At 68.2% G+C, this 18261-nt stretch carries 17 protein-coding genes; all 17 read right to left on the bottom strand.

The window, feature by feature from the left end; all coding sequences use genetic code 11:
- Positions 1-73: 73 nt before the first annotated feature.
- Complete coding sequence (gene ilvA / locus RBT54_RS00355; RefSeq protein WP_320362962.1) at positions 74-1597, bottom strand: threonine ammonia-lyase, biosynthetic; 1524 nt, start codon at positions 1595-1597, stop codon at positions 74-76.
- A 94-nt stretch (positions 1598-1691) separates the two neighbouring features.
- Complete coding sequence (gene hprK, locus RBT54_RS00360) at positions 1692-2639, bottom strand: HPr(Ser) kinase/phosphatase (RefSeq protein ID WP_320362964.1); 948 nt, start codon at positions 2637-2639, stop codon at positions 1692-1694.
- Positions 2608-3093 carry a PTS IIA-like nitrogen regulatory protein PtsN gene (ptsN, locus tag RBT54_RS00365; RefSeq protein ID WP_320362966.1) on the bottom strand — a complete coding sequence of 162 codons (486 nt, stop codon included), beginning with the start codon at positions 3091-3093 and terminating at the stop codon, positions 2608-2610. Before ptsN ends, hprK begins: the two co-directional genes overlap by 32 nt.
- Positions 3094-3229: 136 nt before the next feature.
- On the bottom strand, positions 3230-3553 hold the full coding sequence (hpf, locus tag RBT54_RS00370) for a ribosome hibernation-promoting factor, HPF/YfiA family (protein ID WP_320362968.1): 324 nt from the start codon (positions 3551-3553) through the stop codon (positions 3230-3232).
- 17 nt (positions 3554-3570) lie between these two features.
- Positions 3571-5028, bottom strand: coding sequence for an RNA polymerase factor sigma-54 (locus RBT54_RS00375; protein ID WP_320362969.1), 1458 nt, complete (start codon positions 5026-5028; stop codon positions 3571-3573).
- Positions 5029-5050: 22 nt separating this feature from the next.
- Entirely contained in the window at positions 5051-5773 is a 723-nt protein-coding gene (gene lptB / locus RBT54_RS00380) for an LPS export ABC transporter ATP-binding protein (RefSeq protein ID WP_320362971.1), read from the bottom strand.
- On the bottom strand, positions 5760-6209 hold the full coding sequence (gene recX / locus RBT54_RS00385; RefSeq protein WP_320362973.1) for a recombination regulator RecX: 450 nt from the start codon (positions 6207-6209) through the stop codon (positions 5760-5762). The genes lptB and recX overlap by 14 nt, the downstream gene beginning before the upstream one ends.
- Positions 6210-6225: 16 nt before the next feature.
- The gene (gene recA, locus RBT54_RS00390) at positions 6226-7263 is read right to left on the bottom strand and encodes a recombinase RecA (RefSeq protein ID WP_320362975.1); all 1038 of its coding nucleotides are present in this window, start codon (positions 7261-7263) and stop codon (positions 6226-6228) included.
- A 198-nt stretch (positions 7264-7461) separates the two neighbouring features.
- A complete protein-coding gene (locus RBT54_RS00395) occupies positions 7462-7959 on the bottom strand; it encodes a nicotinamide-nucleotide amidohydrolase family protein (RefSeq protein ID WP_320362977.1) in 498 nt (165 codons plus the stop codon).
- A gap of 3 nt (positions 7960-7962) precedes the next feature.
- Positions 7963-8445, bottom strand: coding sequence for a phosphatidylglycerophosphatase A (locus RBT54_RS00400; RefSeq protein WP_320362979.1), 483 nt, complete (start codon positions 8443-8445; stop codon positions 7963-7965).
- A gap of 48 nt (positions 8446-8493) precedes the next feature.
- Complete coding sequence (gene thiL / locus RBT54_RS00405) at positions 8494-9453, bottom strand: thiamine-phosphate kinase (protein ID WP_320362981.1); 960 nt, start codon at positions 9451-9453, stop codon at positions 8494-8496.
- A gap of 359 nt (positions 9454-9812) precedes the next feature.
- Entirely contained in the window at positions 9813-10346 is a 534-nt protein-coding gene (ubiT, locus tag RBT54_RS00410) for a ubiquinone anaerobic biosynthesis accessory factor UbiT (protein ID WP_320362983.1), read from the bottom strand.
- 18 nt (positions 10347-10364) lie between these two features.
- Positions 10365-11276, bottom strand: a complete 912-nt coding sequence (locus tag RBT54_RS00415; RefSeq protein ID WP_320362985.1) for a U32 family peptidase — start codon at positions 11274-11276, stop codon at positions 10365-10367.
- A gap of 163 nt (positions 11277-11439) precedes the next feature.
- Positions 11440-12456 carry a ubiquinone anaerobic biosynthesis protein UbiU gene (ubiU, locus tag RBT54_RS00420; RefSeq protein WP_320362987.1) on the bottom strand — a complete coding sequence of 339 codons (1017 nt, stop codon included), beginning with the start codon at positions 12454-12456 and terminating at the stop codon, positions 11440-11442.
- A 201-nt stretch (positions 12457-12657) separates the two neighbouring features.
- Positions 12658-14118: a sodium:solute symporter family protein gene (locus RBT54_RS00425; protein WP_320362989.1), complete on the bottom strand. Its 1461-nt coding sequence runs from the start codon at positions 14116-14118 to the stop codon at positions 12658-12660.
- Between the two features lie 122 nt (positions 14119-14240).
- Positions 14241-16463: an ornithine--oxo-acid transaminase gene (gene rocD / locus RBT54_RS00430; RefSeq protein ID WP_320362991.1), complete on the bottom strand. Its 2223-nt coding sequence runs from the start codon at positions 16461-16463 to the stop codon at positions 14241-14243.
- A 204-nt stretch (positions 16464-16667) separates the two neighbouring features.
- Positions 16668-18197 (bottom strand): ubiquinone biosynthesis regulatory protein kinase UbiB, encoded by a 1530-nt coding sequence (ubiB, locus tag RBT54_RS00435; protein WP_320362992.1) that lies wholly within the window; start codon positions 18195-18197, stop codon positions 16668-16670.
- Positions 18198-18261 lie beyond the last annotated feature (64 nt).

Raw genomic sequence — 18261 nt, forward strand, 5'->3', positions numbered from 1 at the left:
TCTGGAGGGCCTGAGCGCCTGTCGCCTGACCGGGTGGTGCAGACGCTACGGGGGCACGGCGGGCGATGCCGCCTCAACTTCCGGACAGGAACAGCCGGTAGGCCGGGTTGCCGGTCTCGGCCACGTAGTCGTAGCCCAGGCGCTGCAGGAAGGCGTCGAAGGCATCCTTGTCGGACGGCGGCACCTGCATGCCGACCAGCACACGGCCGAAGTCGGAGCCGTGGTTGCGGTAGTGGAACAGCGAGATGTTCCAGTCCGAGCGCAGGTTGGACAGGAAATTCATCAGTGCGCCGGGGCGCTCGGGGAACACGAAGCGATACACGACCTCGTTGTCGACCTGCGGCGCGCGTCCGCCCACCATGTAGCGCACGTGCGACTTGGCCATCTCGTCGTCGGTGAGGTCGAGCGCGGGCAGTTCGTGGCGTTCGAGCATCTCGACCAGGCGCGCGACCTCGCTGCGGTTGTGCACGGTCACGCCGACGAAGATGTGCGCCTGGTTGGCGTCGGCGTAGCGGTAGTTGAACTCGGTGATGTTGCGGTTGCCGAGCACGCTGATGAACTTCTTGAACGAACCCGGTTTCTCGGGGATCGTCACCGCCAGCACGGCCTCGCGCTGCTCGCCCAGTTCGGCGCGCTCGGCGACGAAGCGCAGGCGGTCGAAATTCATGTTCGCGCCCGAGGCCACTGCTACCAGGCTCTTGTCGCGCAGCTTGTTGCGCTTGGCGTATTCCTTGGCACCCGCCACCGCGAGCGCGCCGGCGGGCTCGAGGATCGAGCGCGTGTCCTCGAACACGTCCTTGATTGCGGCGCAGATGGCGTCGTTGTCGACCACGATCATCTCGTCCACATACTGCTGACAGAGACGGAAGGTCTCGACGCCGACCTCCTTGACCGCCGCACCATCGGCGAAGATGCCGACCTGCTCGAGCACGACGCGCTTGCCCGCAGCGAGAGACTGCGTCATCGCGTCGGCATCCACAGCCTCGACGCCGATGATCTTCGTCTCCGGGCGCAAGCGCTTGATGTACGCCGCCACGCCGGCGATCAGGCCGCCGCCGCCGACGCAGCAGAACACCGCGTGGATCGGCTTCGGGTGGGCGCGCAGGATCTCCATGCCCACGGTGCCCTGGCCGGCGATCACGTCGGGGTCGTCGAAGGGATGGACGAAGGTGAGCTTCTCGGCCTTTTCCAGTTCCAGCGCGTGGGTGTAGGCGTCGGAATAGGACTCGCCGGCAAGCACGACCTCGCCGCCGCGTGCCCTGACCGCGTCGATCTTGATCTGCGGCGTGGTGCTCGGCATCACGATCACCGCGCGCACGCCGAGCTTTGCCGCCGACAGCGCCACGCCCTGGGCGTGGTTGCCGGCCGAGGCACAGATCACGCCGCGCTTGAGGGCCTGCGGCGAGAGCTTGGCCATCTTGTTGTACGCGCCGCGGATCTTGAAACTGAACACCGGCTGCATGTCTTCGCGCTTGAAGTAAATGCGGTTGTGGATGCGCGCCGACAGGTTGGTGGCGAGATCAAGCGGGGTCTCGACGGCGACGTCGTACACCTGCGCGTTGAGGATGCGTTCCAGGTAATCCGTGGGGGGGGTCATGGCCGGGCAGTGCGCTGCTATAAAGCGGTCGACGGTAACAGCCGCAACCGGCGCGCCGCAAGTGCGGCTGCGCCAGGGTCGTGGTGCGGGTCCTTCAGGCTTCGCTGCTGCCTTCCGCGGCGCGCAGTGCCCGTGTCTGGCGCTCGATGAACTCCTGGGTCGAGTCGATGCCGCGCAGTTGCAGGATGGTGGAGCGCACGGCCGCTTCGAGCAGCACTGCCAGGTTGCGGCCCGCGGCAACCGGCAGGACCACGCGCCCTATCTTCACGCCCAGGATGTCCTGGGTCTCCTGCTGCAGCGGCAGGCGGCTGGGGTCATCGGGGCCGGGCTGGCGGCGGTCGAGGTGGCAGATCAGGCGCAGGCGCATCTTCCGGCGGCATGCCGTCTCGCCGAATATGGTGCGGATGTTGAGCAGGCCGAGGCCGCGTACCTCGATGAAGTCCTGCAGCATTTCGGGGCAGCGCCCTTCGAGCACCGTGGGCGCGACGCGCGACAGTTCGACCACGTCGTCCGCCACCAGGCCGTGACCGCGCGAGATCAACTCCAGGCCGAGCTCCGACTTGCCGGCGCCGGAATCCCCGGTGACGAGCACGCCGAGGCCGAGCACATCCATGAATACGCCGTGTAGCGACACCTTCTCGGCGAGCTCGCGCGACAGATACAGGCGCAAGTGGTCGATGACGCTGGCCGAGGGGTGGCGCGCGGTAAACAGCGCGACGTCGTGTGCCTCGCAAATGCCGTGGATGATGTTCGGCACCTCGCACCCATCGGCCACGATGATGGCGGGCGGATGGGCGGAGAGAATCTCGTTGAGGTGGCGCGCGACCTTTTCGTTGGACTGACGCTGCGCCCAGGCGAGTTCTGCGGTGCCGAGGATCTGCAACCGGGTGGGGTGGATCAGGTTGAGGTGGCCGACGAGGTCAGCCGGCCAGATCTGCTCGTCGCCCACCGCCAGGCGCCCATCCAGGCGCCCGCTGACGTGGGTGAGGCTCAGGCTGGCGCGATGAATCTCATACAGCCGCGCTACGCTGGTCTGCCGCATCGGCGCCCCAGGTCAGGAACATCTGGTGAATGTGGGCCGGGTCTGGCGCATTCTGCAGCGCTTCGCGGAATTCGCGGTCGCTGAACATCTGCGCGAGTTCGGATAGCAACTGCAGATGGGTTTCATTGGCCTGTTCGGGAACCAGCAGTACGAACAGCATGCTCACCGGCCGGCCGTCAGGTGCGTCGAACTGCACCGGCGCGGCCAGGCGCAAGAATGCCCCCGCGGCGTCCTTGAGGCCCTTGATGCGACCGTGCGGGATGGCGATGCCCTGGCCCAGTCCGGTCGAGCCCAGGCGTTCACGGGTGAACAGGCTGTCGAAGACGGTGCTGCGGGCAATGCCCTGGTTGTTCTCGAACAGCAGTCCTGCTTGTTCGAAGACGCGCTTCTTGCTGCTCGCGTCGAGATCGACCACCACGTTGGACAGTGGCAGGAGTTGGGATATGAGGCTCATTCGCTGGTGGACTCGCGCAACGCCCCTTGTGCAGATGCCACGCAGGGCAGGCAGCCGGTCCGGGGCGAGTGGAGATCGCGTCGTGAAAACGCGCGCATTATAACCACACCCCGGACACGGGGCTGTAACGAAGGCGTCAGGCTTCCGGAACCTGGTGCTTGAGCGTCTCGTGGTTGTGGTCGGCCTGTTTCTGCTTGTACTTCTGGACCTGGCGGTCGAGCTTGTCGGTCATGGCGTCGATGGCCGCGTAAAGGTCTGTATCTTCGCTCTCGACGAAGATGTCCTTGCCGCGCACGTGCAGGGTCACTTCGGCCTTTTGCTTGAGCTTTTCGACCGACAGGATCACGGCTACGCTGGTGACGTTGTCGAAGTGGCGGATGACACGGTCGAGCTTGGAAGTCACGTAGTCGCGAATGGCGGGAGTGACTTCGACGTGGCGCCCGGTAATGTTCAGATTCATGGTAACTCCTGTTGTTGTCAGATGGATTTGCGCAGACTGACCGGCGGGATATTGAGCGACTCGCGATACTTGGCGATGGTGCGCCGTGCGACCACGATACCCTGCTGGCCCAATACTTCTGCAATCTTGGCGTCGGACAGCGGCTTCTTGCTGTCTTCCGCATCCACCAACTGGCGAATCAGCGCTCTAATCGCCGTCGAGGATGCCGCTCCACCCGTATCGGTGGCGACGTGACTGCCGAAGAAATACTTGAGTTCGAAAACGCCGCGTGGGGTCGCCATGTACTTCTGCGTGGTGACGCGCGATACGGTGGATTCGTGCAGCTCGAGCTGGTCTGCGATCTCCCGGAGGGTGAGTGGCCGCATGGCCACGTCCCCATGATCGAAGAACTGCCGCTGCTGGTCAACGATGGCCTGGGAGACGCGCAGGATGGTGTCGAAGCGTTGCTGGACGTTCTTGATCAGCCAGCGCGCCTCCTGCAACTGGCCGCCCAGTCCGCCGCCCTGGCCGCGGTTCTGCTGCAGCAGGCTGGCGTAGAGGCGGTTGATACGCAGGCGCGGCATCGCATCGTGGTTGAGCGCGACGGTCCAGCGTCCGCGCAGTTTGCGCACGACCACGTCGGGCAGCACGTAGCGCGTCTCGCTGCTGGCGTAGCGTGAGCCGGGGTGCGGGTCGAGACTGCAGATGAGGGTCTGGGCTGCGCGCAAGGCGTCGTCTTCGCAGCCGGTGAGCTTCTTGAGCTTGGCGAAGTTGCGGTCGGCGAGGAGTTCGAGGTGGCGGGTGACGATCTCGAGCGCGAGCGCGCGGGTGGGGCTGGCCGGCAGGGTGCGCAACTGCAGCGCGAGGCACTCCTGGGGGCTGCGGGCGCCGATTCCCACGGGCTCGAGGTTCTGTACGTGGTGCAGCGCTATGCCCAGGTCGTCGAGATCGACCTCGGCTTCCGGCGGCAGCAACTGGAGGAGGTCTTCGAGTGGCTGGTGCAGGTAGCCGTCGTCGTCGAGCGCCTCGATCAGGAAGCGCACCAGGGCGCGGTCGCGATCGGACATTTGCGACAACGCGACCTGCTCGTCGAGGTGCTCACGAAGCGAAATGCCTGCAGCCTGCAGATCCTGATAGTCGACGTCATCGTCGTCACTCTCGCTGCGGCTCGAGGCGCCGGTGCCGACGTTGGACCAGTCGATGCCTTCGTCTTCGCTGCTGCCCTCGCCGCCCTCCCGGCGCTCGCCATCGGAGGCGGGTGATTCGGTAGCCATTTCCTGCGCTTGCTCGCGTTCGGGCGCGGGGGCTGCGGGCGGCGGAGGTGCGAAGTCCGCACCGTCGCCGTCCTCGCGCTCGAGCATCGGGTTCTCGAGCAGGATGCGTTCTATCTCCTGGTTCAGCTCGATTGTCGACAGCTGCAGCAACTTGATGGACTGCTGCAGTTGCGGCGTCAGCGTGAGGTGCTGGGAGAGCTTGAGCTGGAGGCTGGGTTTCATCGCGTTGGGCCGGTGCGCGCCGTCAGAGGCGGAAGTGCTCGCCGAGATAGACCTGGCGCACCCTTTCGTTGTCGATGATCTCGGTCGGCTGGCCGCTGGCCAGCACGCGCCCCTCGCTGATGATGTAGGCGCGGTCGCAGATGCCCAGCGTCTCGCGCACGTTGTGGTCGGTGATCAGCACGCCGATTTCGCGCTCCTTGAGAAAGCGGATGATCTTCTGGATGTCGATGACCGCGATCGGATCGACGCCGGCGAAGGGTTCATCGAGCAGGATCAGGCGCGGATCGGTGGCCAGCGCGCGGGCGATCTCGCAGCGGCGGCGCTCGCCGCCCGACAGTGAGATGGCGGTGTTGTTGCGCAGGTGGTGGATGCCGAGCTCGTGCAGCAGTTCGTCGAGGCGTTCGTTCACCTGGCGCTTGTCCAGACCCTGCAGCTCGAGCACGGCCTGGATGTTCTCGGCCACGGTGAGCTTGCGGAACACGCTCATTTCCTGCGGCAGGTAGGACAGACCGAGGCGGGCGCGGGCGTGGATCGGCAGGTGCGTCAGGTCCTTGCCGTCGAGGCTGATCTGGCCGCCGTCGGCACGCACCAGGCCGACGATCATGTAGAAACAGGTGGTCTTGCCGGCGCCGTTGGGGCCGAGCAGGCCGACGACCTCGCCCGAGCCGACCTCGAAGCCGACGTCGTGCACCACGGTGCGTGCCTTGTAGCGTTTTTGCAGGCCGGCGACCTTAAGCAGACTCATCGTAGGGCTCTTTCAGCAGCTTGCGGATCAGGTCGGGCGCGAAGCCGCGGGTTTGCAGGAAGCGGGCCTGGCGCGCCCATTCGCGCGGGTCGGCGGGGGGCTCGGTGAAGCGGCTGCGCAACACCGCACGGGCCCGCTCTGATTCAGATTCTACGCACTCGCTGGTGATTGCTTCGTCGATCAGATCACGGTCGATGCCGCGGCGGGCGAGCTCGCTGCGCAGCCGCGATGCGCCGAAGCGGCCAGACTTCACGCGGACGAAGGCTTCGGCATAGCGGGTGTCGGACTGCAGGCCGAGTTCGCCCATGCGTTCGATGACCGCTTTGACCTCGTCGGCGTCGCCATGCGCGGCGAGCTTCTTCGCCAGCTCGGCGCGCGAGTGGTCGCGCCGGGCGAGGTGGCGGAGGGCGCGTTCACGCAGGCTGGGTTCGCCCATGCTCGACGCCCGACAGTCAGGCCTCGGCCGCAGCCGGGGAGGCCGGCGTGGTCACCGGCATTCCGGTCAGGCCGACAGCGGCTCGCACCTTGTTCTCGATCTCGCGCGCAAGTGCCGGATTGTTGCGCAGGAACTCGCGCGAGTTGTCCTTGCCCTGGCCGATCTTGTCGCCGTTGTAGGCGTACCACGCGCCCGACTTGTCGACGATCTTGTGTTCGACACCGAGGTCGATGATCTCGCCTTCGCGCGAAATGCCCTCGCCGTAGAGGATGTCGAAGTGGGCTTCCCGGAACGGGGGCGCAACCTTGTTCTTGACGACCTTGACGCGGGTCTCGGAGCCGACGACCTCGTCGCCCTTCTTTATGGTGCCGGTGCGGCGGATGTCCATGCGCACCGAGGCGTAGAACTTGAGCGCGTTGCCACCAGTGGTGGTTTCCGGGCTGCCGAACATCACGCCGATCTTCATGCGGATCTGGTTGATGAAGATCACCAGCGTGTTGGTGCGCTTGATGTTGGCGGTGAGCTTGCGCAGCGCTTGCGACATCAGGCGCGCCTGCAGGCCGGGGAGCTGGTCGCCCATCTCGCCCTCGATCTCGGCCTTGGGCGTGAGCGCGGCGACCGAGTCGATGACGACGATGTCGACACCACCCGAGCGCACCAGCATGTCTGCGATTTCGAGCGCCTGCTCGCCGGTGTCGGGCTGCGAGATGAGCAGGTCTTCGATGTTGACGCCGAGCTTTTCCGCGTAGCCGACGTCGAGCGCGTGCTCGGCGTCGATGAAGGCGGCGGTGCCGCCGAGCTTTTGCATCTCGGCGATGACTTGCAGCGTGAGTGTGGTCTTGCCGGAGGATTCCGGGCCGTAGATCTCGACCACGCGCCCGCGCGGCAGGCCACCGAGGCCGAGCGCGATGTCGAGGCCGAGGGAGCCGGTGGAGACGGTCTGGATGTCGCGCTCGATGCTGCCGTCGCCCATGCGCATGATCGAACCCTTGCCGAACTGCTTTTCGATTTGCGAGAGCGCGGCGGCGAGGGCTTTGGCCTTGTTGTCGTCCATGGAAGTGCGTCCTGTAAGTTGAGCTGATTATGGCACAAAGATTGCAGGCAATGCGGGCCTGCCTCGTGCATGGCGCCAGTTTAAGGCCTGTATTAATTTACAGGCTAAAATTTTTCGTGCCGCTGCGTGATGCGGGCGCGAAGGCGTCGTTCATTAATGCCAAAGAAATAATGGAAGTGCAAGCGCGCAGCGGCGGCGTCAGGGCTTTTGAGCGGCCAGGTGGAGGATGCCGTCGAGCGCGCGGATGACGGTCTGCCGGCGTACCGCCGCGCGGTCGCCGGCGAAATGAAGGGTCTGGGTCCTGGTGGGCGCTGCCCTGGCGGCCCAGCCTATGCACACCATGCCCACCGGCTTCGCGGCGGTGCCGCCGGTGGGCCCGGCGATGCCGGACACCGCCACCGCCACGTCGGCCAGGCTGCGCGCGAGTGCGCCCGCGGTCATCTCGCGCACGGTGGCCTCGCTCACCGCGCCGTGCTCGGCCAGGGTCAGTTCCGACACCCCGAGCATGTCCATCTTGGCTGCGTTCGAGTAGGTGACGAAGCCGCGGTCGAACCAGGCCGAGCTGCCGCTGATCGCGGTGACCGCCTCGGCGATCCAGCCGCCGGTGCAGGATTCTGCGCTCGCCAGTCGCCAGCCTCGTGCGGCCAGGGCTTCGCCAACGCGCCGGGCGAGGGCGTCGAGTTCGGTGTCGGTCATGGATCAGGCACCGAACAGGGTGACGAGGATGGCGAGCACGAGCAGGGCGTAGCCGGCGGCGACGATGTCGTCGAACATCACGCCGAAACCGCCCTTGAAGCTGCGGTCCGCCCAGCGCACCGGGGGCGGCTTGACGATGTCGAAGAAGCGGAACAGCGCCACCGCGACCGCCTGCCAGATCAGCGTGGTGGGCGTGAACATCAGCACCAGCCAGGTTGCGACCATCTCGTCCCACACGATGCCGCCGTGGTCGGACACGCCCAGTGCCCGCCCGGTGCGGTCGGCCGCCAGCACGCCGGCGACGAACAGGCTGGTGAGCAGGGCGAGGAAGACGAACTCCGACAGCGGGGTGCGGATCAGCGGATACAGCGCCCAGGCCAGCAGCGTGCCCATCGTGCCCGGCGCCCACGGCGACAGGCCGGAGCCGAAGCCCAGTGAGATGAAGTGGGCGGGGTGACTCATCATCAGGCGGGCGGTGGGGCGCATGGGCGGGTTTCGTGTCGTGATGAGGGGCGGATTCTGGCTGACGGCTGCTCAACCGAAGTGATCGTAGCCCGAGCGCGTGGCGGGGACCAGCCGGCCGTCGCGCTGACGCAGCCAGAGTTCGCCGGCTTCGGCGGTGAGTTCGCCAATCCGATGCAGCTTGAGCCCGAGGCTGGCGGAGAGGGCTTCCACGTCTGCCCGGCGCGCGGCGGGGGCGGCAAAGAGCAGCTCGTAGTCGTCACCGCCACCGAGCAGGCAGCGCTGCGCAAGGGCCTCGTCGGCGCCGGTTTCGCGCAGCGCGGCGAGCGGCAGTGCGCCGACATCGATGATCGCGCCGGTGCCGGAGCACTCGAGGATGTGGCCGAGGTCGCCGAGCAGCCCGTCGGAGACGTCGAGCATGGCGGTTGCGATGCCGCGCAGCGCCAGGCCAAGGGCGGCGCGCGGCTGTGGGCGCTGTAGCGCCGCGATGCAGGCAGCCCTGCCTGCGGGGCAGAGCTGTGCTTCGTCGCGCAGCGCCGCGAGGCCGAGTGCGGCCATGCCGGGCTGGCCGGAAACCCACAGATCGTCGCCGGCGCGACCGCCGGCGCGTGTGATCGCTTCGCCCCGCGGCAGCTCGCCGATGATGGTCACCGAAAGGGTCAGCGGTCCGCGCGTGGTGTCGCCGCCGGCGAGGTCCACGCCATGGGCATCGGCGCAGGCGAACAGGCCGCGGGCGAAGGCGGCGATCCACGTCTCGTCTGCACCGGGCAGTGCGAGCGCGAGAAAGGCCCAGCGCGGGGTGGCGCCCATCGCGGCGAGGTCGGAGACGTTCACCGCCAGCGTCTTCCAGCCCAGATCTTCGGGGTCGGTGTCGGCAAGGAAGTGTGTGCCGGCGACCAGCATGTCGGTCGACACGGCCAGTTGCATGCCCGCCTGCGCGCGCAGCAGGGCGGCATCGTCGCCGCCCGCGAGGTCGGTGTGCCGGGTCGCGCGCGTGAAATGGCGCCGGATGAGGTCGAATTCGGAGGGCATTGCGAGGCGGGTCGCGTTGCGAGGCGCGGCGCCGCGAGTCGGGACGGGCCGCTAGCTTAACGCACACCCCCGCTCACCCACGCATAGCCAGCAGCGGACCGGTCGTCCGCGCGCGCGGCGGGCCAATCGTAGCGCGCGGCGCAGTACCGCGTGGGAGCGGGCTTGCCCGCGAAAGCGGTGGCTCCAGCTACACCATTCGCGGGCAAGCCCGCTCCCACAAAGTGCGCTCGCCGCGGTTCAGGATGCTCTTTTCGCGGGCAAGCCCGCTCCCACAAAGCCCGCCCGCCGCGGCTCAGGGCGCTCTATTCGCGGGCCGGTCTGCCCACGTCATCCGCCGGCAGCCGTTGCGCTCGCGAAGCTCAGCGCCGGCCGGTGAACTTTTCCTTCAGCGCGTCCCAATCCACCGCGTCGAGCGTGTTCTTCACCAGCAGGCCGAGCTCGGTGTCGCCTTCCATGCGCAGGCGGCGGCTGAAGAACAGCGTGTCGGGGTCTTCCTCGCGCAGCGCCAGCGCCATGAAGTCGCGGGTGGTGGCCGAGATGATCAGGTCCGGTTTCTTGCCCGTTACCGGCGCGGAACGTCGGAAGCCCTTGTCGGTAAGGGTGAAGTCGAGGGTCAGCCCGGCGTCGAGCACGCGCATCTGCAGGTGGTGGCCGGTCAGCGGCGCGAGCGTGTCGCGCGGCAGGATGCGGCCGAGCGCGAGGTTGAGCGCGAGCGTCAGCACGTGGGTGGGCGGCTGCTGCGGAAGGCGCGCGACGAGCTTGGCCAGCGGCGCGGGCACGGTGAAGTCGGGGATGCGGAAGTTCTCCAGGCGCTCGCCGATGCGCTGGCGCAGGTTGCCGGGCAGCAGCGCGGAGGGCAGGGGCGGGCGCGGAAGGGAAGGCAGGGCAGGCATGTCGGGGCTCCAGAAATTTTACGCGGCGACGTACTGTTCGACACCCGCACGGCCGTGCCAGAAGCCGTTGCAGGGCGCCTCGACCATCAGTTCGCGACTGGCGGCGAGCGCGGCGGAGGGCGTCTGCTTGCCGTCGAGGACGGCGCGGAAGCGTTCGATCATCTGGCGGGTGTGCGCGCCTTGCGGGCTGATGCGCAGCACCTCGGCGCTCTTTTGCACTGCAGGCAGGTCGCCGAGCAGGTTGTGCACCCGCGCCGATTGGGTCTGCACGCCGTTCAGCGTCAGGAAGGGCTCACCCTCGCGGGTGTGCAGCGTGATGCCGTCCATGATCGACAGGCAGCGGAACTCGCAGGTGTCCTTCTGCAGGTTGAAGTGGCGGGCGGTGAAGCAGCGCGCCGAGTGCGCCAGCGGCAGGCGGCCGTAGGCGAAGACCTCGGTCTCGATCGGGGCGGGCAGTGCGGCACGTACCTCGGCCAGCGCCGCGCCCGCCATCTCGGGGGCGACCGCCCAGCGCGTGGCACCGGAGTCGATCATCAACTGCAGCGTGGTCGGGTTGAAGATGTTCAGCGTCGGGCCGGCGATCCAGTCCTTCACGCCGGCCTCGGTCAGCAGGCGCACCGCGCCCATGTCGTTGGCCTCGACGCGGAAACCGGGATCGCCCTCGGCGCTCTGGCGCACGATGCGGCGCAACACCTTGAGGTCGGACTCGGATTCGATCAGGCCCTGGGTGCTCATCACCACTTCCTTGCCGGCTGTGGCGAGCACCTTGCCGACCTCGAGCCAGTCCTCGAGGCGCAGTTCGTGGCGGCGCGAACACACGGTCTCGCCGAGATAGACGGCGTCGACGGGCGCTTCGACCATGTCGGCGTAGAAATCGAGCACGCTCTGGTGCGGCCAGTAGTAGAGCAGGGGACCGAGGGCGAGTTTCATGGGGCGGGTCTCATTCGGAGGGGGTGTCACCGCAGGCGCCGTTCGCGCGTTGGCGCGGCGGGCGGGGTGCGGCGATCGGGTTTGGCACGGGCGATGTGTCCGGGGGCGGAGCGTGGGGTGAGGTCGATCCGGGGGTGTCGGCGCAGCTGAGGCGTCGCAGCGCTCACTTCCAGGGCCGGTAGTAGGCGCCCAGGGTGTGGCTCTGGCCTTCGGAGACCTTGTTGAGCTCGGCCATCCACGCCGGCAGCACACTGAAGGACTCGGCGCCGCCGGCCTTGAGCTTGTCGAGCGCGGCACGCCACACCTTGGTGACCTGGGCGACGTAGGCCGGGCTGCGCTGGCGGCCCTCGATCTTGATCGCGCGGATGCCGATGCGGGCGAGCTCCGGCAGCAGCTCGAGGGTGTTGAGGCTGGTCGGCTCCTCGAGCGCGTAGTAGGTCTCGTCGTTGACCTCGAAGCGGCCCTTGCACAGCGTCGGGTAGCCGGCGCGTTCGCCGTCGGCGAAGCGGTCGATGAGGATGCCGTTCAGGCGCGTCTCCATGCCGCGCGGGGTGTCTTCCCAGCGCACGTGCTTGCCCGGCGAGCAGGCGCCGTTGCAGTTGGGCGACTCGCCGGTGGCGTAGGCCGACAGCGCGCAGCGGCCCTCGACCATCACGCACAGGCCGCCGAAACCGAACACCTCGATCTCGACCGGGGTGTTGGCGATCACGCTCTCGACCTGGGCCATCGACAGCACGCGCGGCAGCACCGCGCGCTGGATGCCGAAGCGCTCGTGGTAGTAATTGATCGCCTCGTAGCTGGTGGCCGAGCCCTGTACCGACAGATGCAGGCGCAGTTGCGGGTGGGTCCTGGCGGCGTAGGCCATCAGCCCGGGGTCGGCGAGGATCAGCGCGTCGAGGCCGAATTCGGCAGCACGGTCGATGGCCTGTGTCCAGCTCGGCCAGTTGCCGGCCTGCGGGTAGGTGTTGAGCGCGAGCAGCACCTTCCTGCCACGCGCGTGGGCGTAGGCGATGCCTTCGCGCATCTGCGCCGGGTCGAAGTTCAGGCCGCTGAAGTTGCGCGCGTTGGTGGCGTCCTTGAAACCGAGATAGACGCAGTCGGCGCCGTGATCGATGGCGGTCTTGAGCGCCGGAAGGCTGCCGGCCGGGCAGACGAGTTCGATCGGGGAAGACACGGTCATGGGAGCGGTATTTCCAGAGGGAAAAACGCCGCAACCATAAACGAGGCCGGCGGCGCCCGCGTTGATCACCATCAAACGCAGGGGCCGCCGTGAGGGGGAGCCGACCGTAAGGTGCCGCTGGTCTCCGTGGGAGCGGGCTTGCCCGCGAAAAGGGCCGATCTTGGCGCCCATTCGCGGGCAAGCCCCCAGAGGGGCGATCGGTCAGCGATGGGTGTGGTAGGTCCCCGCCGCCGCGTGATGCCCGCTCATGTGCGGGCGGTGGTGCGGCTTCGGCCCGAGCAGGCCGCCCACCAGCATGCCCAGCGCGCTCGCCGCCAGGCCGTAGAGCTGAGGCTCGACGTCGCCTTCGGGCACGAAGAGTTCGAACAGGACCCAGGTGGACAGGCCGAGGATGATCGCGAGCGCGGCCCCGAGGTTGTTGGCGCGCTTCCAGAACAGGCCGGCGGCGAGCGGCACGAAGGCGCCGGCGAGCGTGATCCGGTAGGCGTTCTCGACCATCTGGTGGATCGAGGATTCGGTGCTGGTGGCGTACCAGGTGACGAGGGCGGTGAACACCACCACGGTTACGCGCGTGCTGAGCAGGAAGGCACGATCGCTCATCCCCGGGATGAAGCCGCGCAGCACGTTCTCGGAGAAGGTCACCGAGGGCGCGAGCAGGGTCCCGGACGCCGTCGACATGATTACCGACAGCAGCGCGCCGAAGAAGATCACCTGCGCGTAGAAGGGCATGTACTGCAGGATCAGCGTCGGCAGGATGAGCTGTGAGTCCTGCTCCATCAGGCGCTCGACCATGCCCGGGTCGATGATGTTGGCGGTGTAGGCGAGGAACAGCGGCACCGCGGCGAAGAAGAAGTAGCTCACGCCGCCGAGCGTCGTGCCCCACACCGCAACGGTCTCGTTCTTCGAGGAATTGACGCGCTGGAACACGTCCTGTTGCGGGATGGAGCCGAGCGCCATGGTGGCGAACGCGGCGATCCACGCGATCATGTCGACCAGGTCGAGGGTGGGCAGGAACTCGAACTTGCCCTCGGCGGCGGCCTTGGAGATCACGTTGTCGAAGCCACCCGCCATGTCACCCGCCATCCAGGTGACCCAGATCAGGCCGACGACGATCACGATCATCTGCACGAAGGTGGTCATCGCCACCGACCACATCCCGCCGAACAGCGTATATACCAGCACCACGCCGGCGCCGATCAGCATGCCCTGGTTCATGGACACCAGGTCGCCCGACAGCACGTTGAACACCAGCCCGAGCGCGGTGATCTGCGCCGCCACCCAGCCCAGGTAGGACAGCACGATGCAGATCGACAGCACGAGCTCGGTCGTGCGGTTGTAGCGCATGCGGAAGAAGTCGCCCAGGGTGAGCAGGTTCATGCGGTACAGCGGGCGGGCGAACACGAGGCCGAACAGCACCAGGCACACCGAGGCGCCGAGGGGGTCGGAGATCAGGCCGCGAAAGCCCTCTTCGAGGAAGGTGGCGGAGATGCCGAGCACGGTCTCGGCGCCGAACCAGGTGGCGAACACCATCGCCAGCACGACGAACATCGGCAGGTTGCGACCGGCGGTGATGTAGTCACGCGCGTTGTGCACCCGGGTGGCGGCATACAGGCCGATGCCGATGGAGACGACCAGGTAGGCGACGACAAGCCAGAGCAGCATGATTAGGCCCTTCGTGATGGCGCATCCGCGCGCGGTGAGCGAAAAAAGAGGGCGCGAGTTTAACAACAGAACGCCCCCGCCGGGGGCGCGAGTTGCGCGCCAAGGGCTTGATCACGCGCGATTTATTGCATGTGCGCAACGCTCGCGCCGGGGCCGGCGGGGGCCATGGCGGCGACTTCGGTGTCGACCTGAGTGGCAAGGTGAGTGCGCAGCGTGTCGATGATGCGGCTCGCCGCCTCGTGCAGCGTGGCCTCATCGATCACCAGCGGCGGCGCCAGGCGGATCACGTTGCCATTGGTGTCGCGGGTGGCGATGCCGTGCGCGAGCAGGCGTTCGGCGATGTCGGCGGCGTCCGCCAGCGCGGGGTCGAGCGCCACGCCGACGAGCAGGCCGCGGCCGCGTACCTCGCGCACGCAGGGCAGCGCGGCGGCGCGCAGGCGGGCGATCAGGCCTTCGCCGAGGCGCTCGGCGCGTTCCCACGGGCGCGTTTCGCCGAGCAGCGCGAGCACCTCGGTGCCGACTGCGGCGGCGAGCGGATTGCCGCCGAAGGTCGAGCCGTGGTCGCCCGGGCCGAACACGTCCATCACCCGGCGGTCGGCGAGGAAGGCCGACACCGGCAGCAGGCCGCCGCCGAGCGCCTTGCCCAGGATCAGCCCGTCCGGGCGCACGCCTTCATGGTCGCAGGCCAGCAAGCGCCCGGTGCGCCCGAGTCCGGTCTGCACCTCGTCGGCGATCAGCAGCACGTCGTGGCGGCGGCAGATCTCGGCGCAGCGCGACAGGTAGCCGGGCGGCGGCACCACGATGCCGCCCTCGCCCTGGATCGGCTCGACCAGGAAGGCGGCGGTGTCGGGGGTGATCGCCGCCTCGAGCGCGTCGGCGTCGGCATAGGGCACGCGCTCGAGCCCGGGCGGGAAGGGGCCGAAGCCGTCGCGGTAGTGTTCATTGGCCGACATCCCCACGATCGCGATCGAACGGCCATGGAAATTGCCCTCGCAGGCGATGATGCGCGCGCGTTCGGGGGCAATGCCCTTGACCTTGTAGCCCCACTTGCGCGCGGCCTTGAGCGCGGTCTCGACCGCCTCCAGGCCCGTGTTGACCGGTAGTGCGCGCTCGTAGCCGAAGGTGGCGCACAGGCGCTCGAGGAAGACCGGCAGGCGGTCGCTGGAAAACGCGCGCGAGGTCAGCGCCAGGCGTTGCGCCTGCGTCACCAGCGCCTCGACCAGGCGCGGGTGGCTGTGGCCGAAGCTCACCGCCGAGTAGGCGCTCATCATGTCGAGGTAGCGCCGGCCGTCGGTGTCCCACAGCCACACACCCTCGCCGCGCTGGAACACCGCCGGCAGCGGCGCGTAGTTGGCGGCGCCGAAGCGGCGCTCCTTGTCGCGCAGCCAGGCGGTCCCGGGGCCGAGCGCGGCGGTCGCGAACTCGGCGATCCAGTCTGCGCTGCGGTGGTCCGGGTCGAGGTCGGGGCGGTACTCGACGATCTCGAGCGCGATGAAGTCGGCGCAGGCGCGCAGGCTGAGCAGCACGTCGGCGAGCGCGCGCGGGTTGATCCCGTCGGCTTCGGGGCAGGTCACCGCGGGCAGTGCGTGCGGGTCGAGCGCGTCGAGGTCGAGGCTGAGGCCGAAACCGGCTTCAGGGTCGGCGCGGGCGATGGTCAGCGCGTCGCAGAACACTGCGGCGAGCCCGCGCGCGCGGATCTCGCGCATGTCGAAGACGCGCACGCCGAGCCGGGCGAGCAGCGCCTGCTCCTCCGCCTCCCAGGCGCGCGCGCCGACGATGCAGGTGCGCGCCGGGTCGAGCGCGGGGCCGGCGATGCCGGTGAGCGCCGCGTGGCCCACGCCGAGCAGCGCGGCCAGCGGCATGCCGTGGATGTTGCCGGAGTGGGTGGTGGCGTCGGTGTGGCTGTCGAGGTGGGCGTCGATCCAGATCAGGCCCGGGGCGCGTCCGCGCCGGCGGCCGACGCCGCGCCAGGTGCCGGCGGCGATCGCGTGGTCGCCGCCGAGTACGAGCGGGAAGCGGTCCGCAGGCAATGCGGCGACGCGGTCGGCGAGGCGATGGGCGAAGCGGGCGTTGGCGGTGATGCGGGTGGCCATGGCGGCGTCTGCGTCTGGCGTGCTCGGGGCGTCTGCGGCGGGGCCTGCAGCGCGCTCCGCCGCGGATGGCAGCAGCGTATCCGTCCATTCCACCCTCGGCCCGATGGCCGCGAGGCGGCGGGCGAGCGCGCCTTCCTGCAAGACGGCCGGCGCGGCGGCCGAGCCCGCATGCGGGGCGCCGAGCGCCGAAGCGGCGCCGATGATGGTGATCAGTGTGTGGGGTGCCCGCAGGGCGCCGAGCGTCGTCGTCATCGCACACCTCCCGTCCGCAAGCCTTGCCAAGCCGTTGCTTGCAAGGTTTTCGACGGGGCTGCAGGCGAATCGTTCAGACGCAGGAAGCAGCGACGGGGCGTGGGAGCGGGCTTGTCCGCGAAAGCAGCGCTCGATCGGGCGATGCTCGTGGACAAGCCCGCTCCCACAGGTCCGGCTCCCACAGATCAGCGGCTTCGGGGAGGGTCAGCCGAAGAGTCGGTAGAGCTCCAGACCGAGCAGCGCCATCGCGATCGCGCCGATCAAGAGCAGCAGGCGGCTCTGCGTGCGCTGGGTGTTGGCGAGCTCGTCCAGGCGCTGCTGCTGCGCGCTCTGGTGACGGGTGGATTCGGTGAGGGCGTGGTGCACCAGACGCGGCAACTGCGGCAGCGTGCCGGCCCAGGCCGGGGCTTCTTCCTTGATGCCGCGTACCAGCGCGCGCACGCCCATGCGCTCGTCCATCCAGCGCTCGAGGAAGGGCTTGGCGGTCTTCCACAGGTCTAGCTCGGGGTCGAGCTGGCGGCCCAGGCCCTCGATGTTGAGCAGGGTCTTCTGCAGCAGCACGAGCTGCGGCTGCACTTCCATCTCGAAGCGGCGCGCGGTCTGGAACAGGCGCAGCAGGGTCTTGCCGAAGGAGATGTCCTTGAGCGGTTTGTCGAAGATCGGCTCGCACACGGTGCGGATCGCCGCCTCGAACTCGTCGACGCGCGTCTTCGCCGGCACCCAGCCGGCCTCGATGTGGGCGAGTGCGACGCGGTGGTAGTCGCGCTTGAAGAAGGCGAGGAAGTTGGTCGCGAGGTAGTTCTTGTCCACCTCGTCGAGGGTGCCCATGATGCCGAAGTCGAGCGCGATGTAGCGCCCGTCCTGATGCACGAAGATGTTGCCCGGGTGCATGTCGGCGTGGAAGAAGCCGTCGCGGAACACCTGGGTGAAGAAGATCTCCACCCCCGCGCGCGACAAGGCCTTCATGTCGTTGCCCTGGGCGAGCAGTGCCGGCGTCTGCGAGATCGGCACGCCGCGCATGCGCTCCATCACCATGACCTTGCGCCCGCACCAGTCCCAATACACCTCGGGCACGATCAAGAGCGACGAGTCCTTGAAGTTGCGCCGCAGCTGCGAGCAGTTGGCGGCCTCGCGCATCAGGTCGAGTTCGTCGTGCAGGTACTTGCTGAACTCGGCGACCACCTCGCGCGGCTTGAGCCGCCGGCCTTCCGGCCAGATCTTTTCCAGCAGCACCGCGGCCACCTCGAGCAGCGCGAGGTCGTGCTCGATGACGCGCTCGATGCCCGGGCGCAGCACCTTGACGGCGACGTCGGTGCCGTCGGGCAGGCGCGCGAAATGCACCTGCGCCACCGAGGCCGAGGCGACCGGTGTGCGCTCGAAGTCGTCGAACACCTCGTCGATCGGGCGGCCGTAAAAGCCTTCCAGTACAGCCAGCGCCTGCTCGGTGGGGAAGGGCGGCACGCGGTCCTGGAGCAGGGCGAGCTCGTCGGCGAGGTCGGGCGGCAGCAGGTCGCGCCGGGTCGACAGCATCTGGCCGAACTTGACGAAGATGGGCCCGAGCGACTCCAGCGCCTGACGCAGGCGCGCGCCGCGCGACTCCGTGTACGTGCGCCAGAAGAACACCTTGTGCCAGATATGCGCCAGCCGCCCACTGCTGTCGGCGTCGAGCACCATGCGGTCGAGCCCGAAGCGCAGACTGACGGAAACGATCTTGGCGAGGCGGAAGAGGCGCACGATGGTCGGGCCGGACGGGGCAAAGCGCGGACTTTAGCCCGAAAGCGGCGCGGATGGAACGCGC

The organism is Thauera sp. (assembly GCF_034003485.1).
GTDB lineage: Bacteria > Pseudomonadota > Gammaproteobacteria > Burkholderiales > Rhodocyclaceae > Thauera.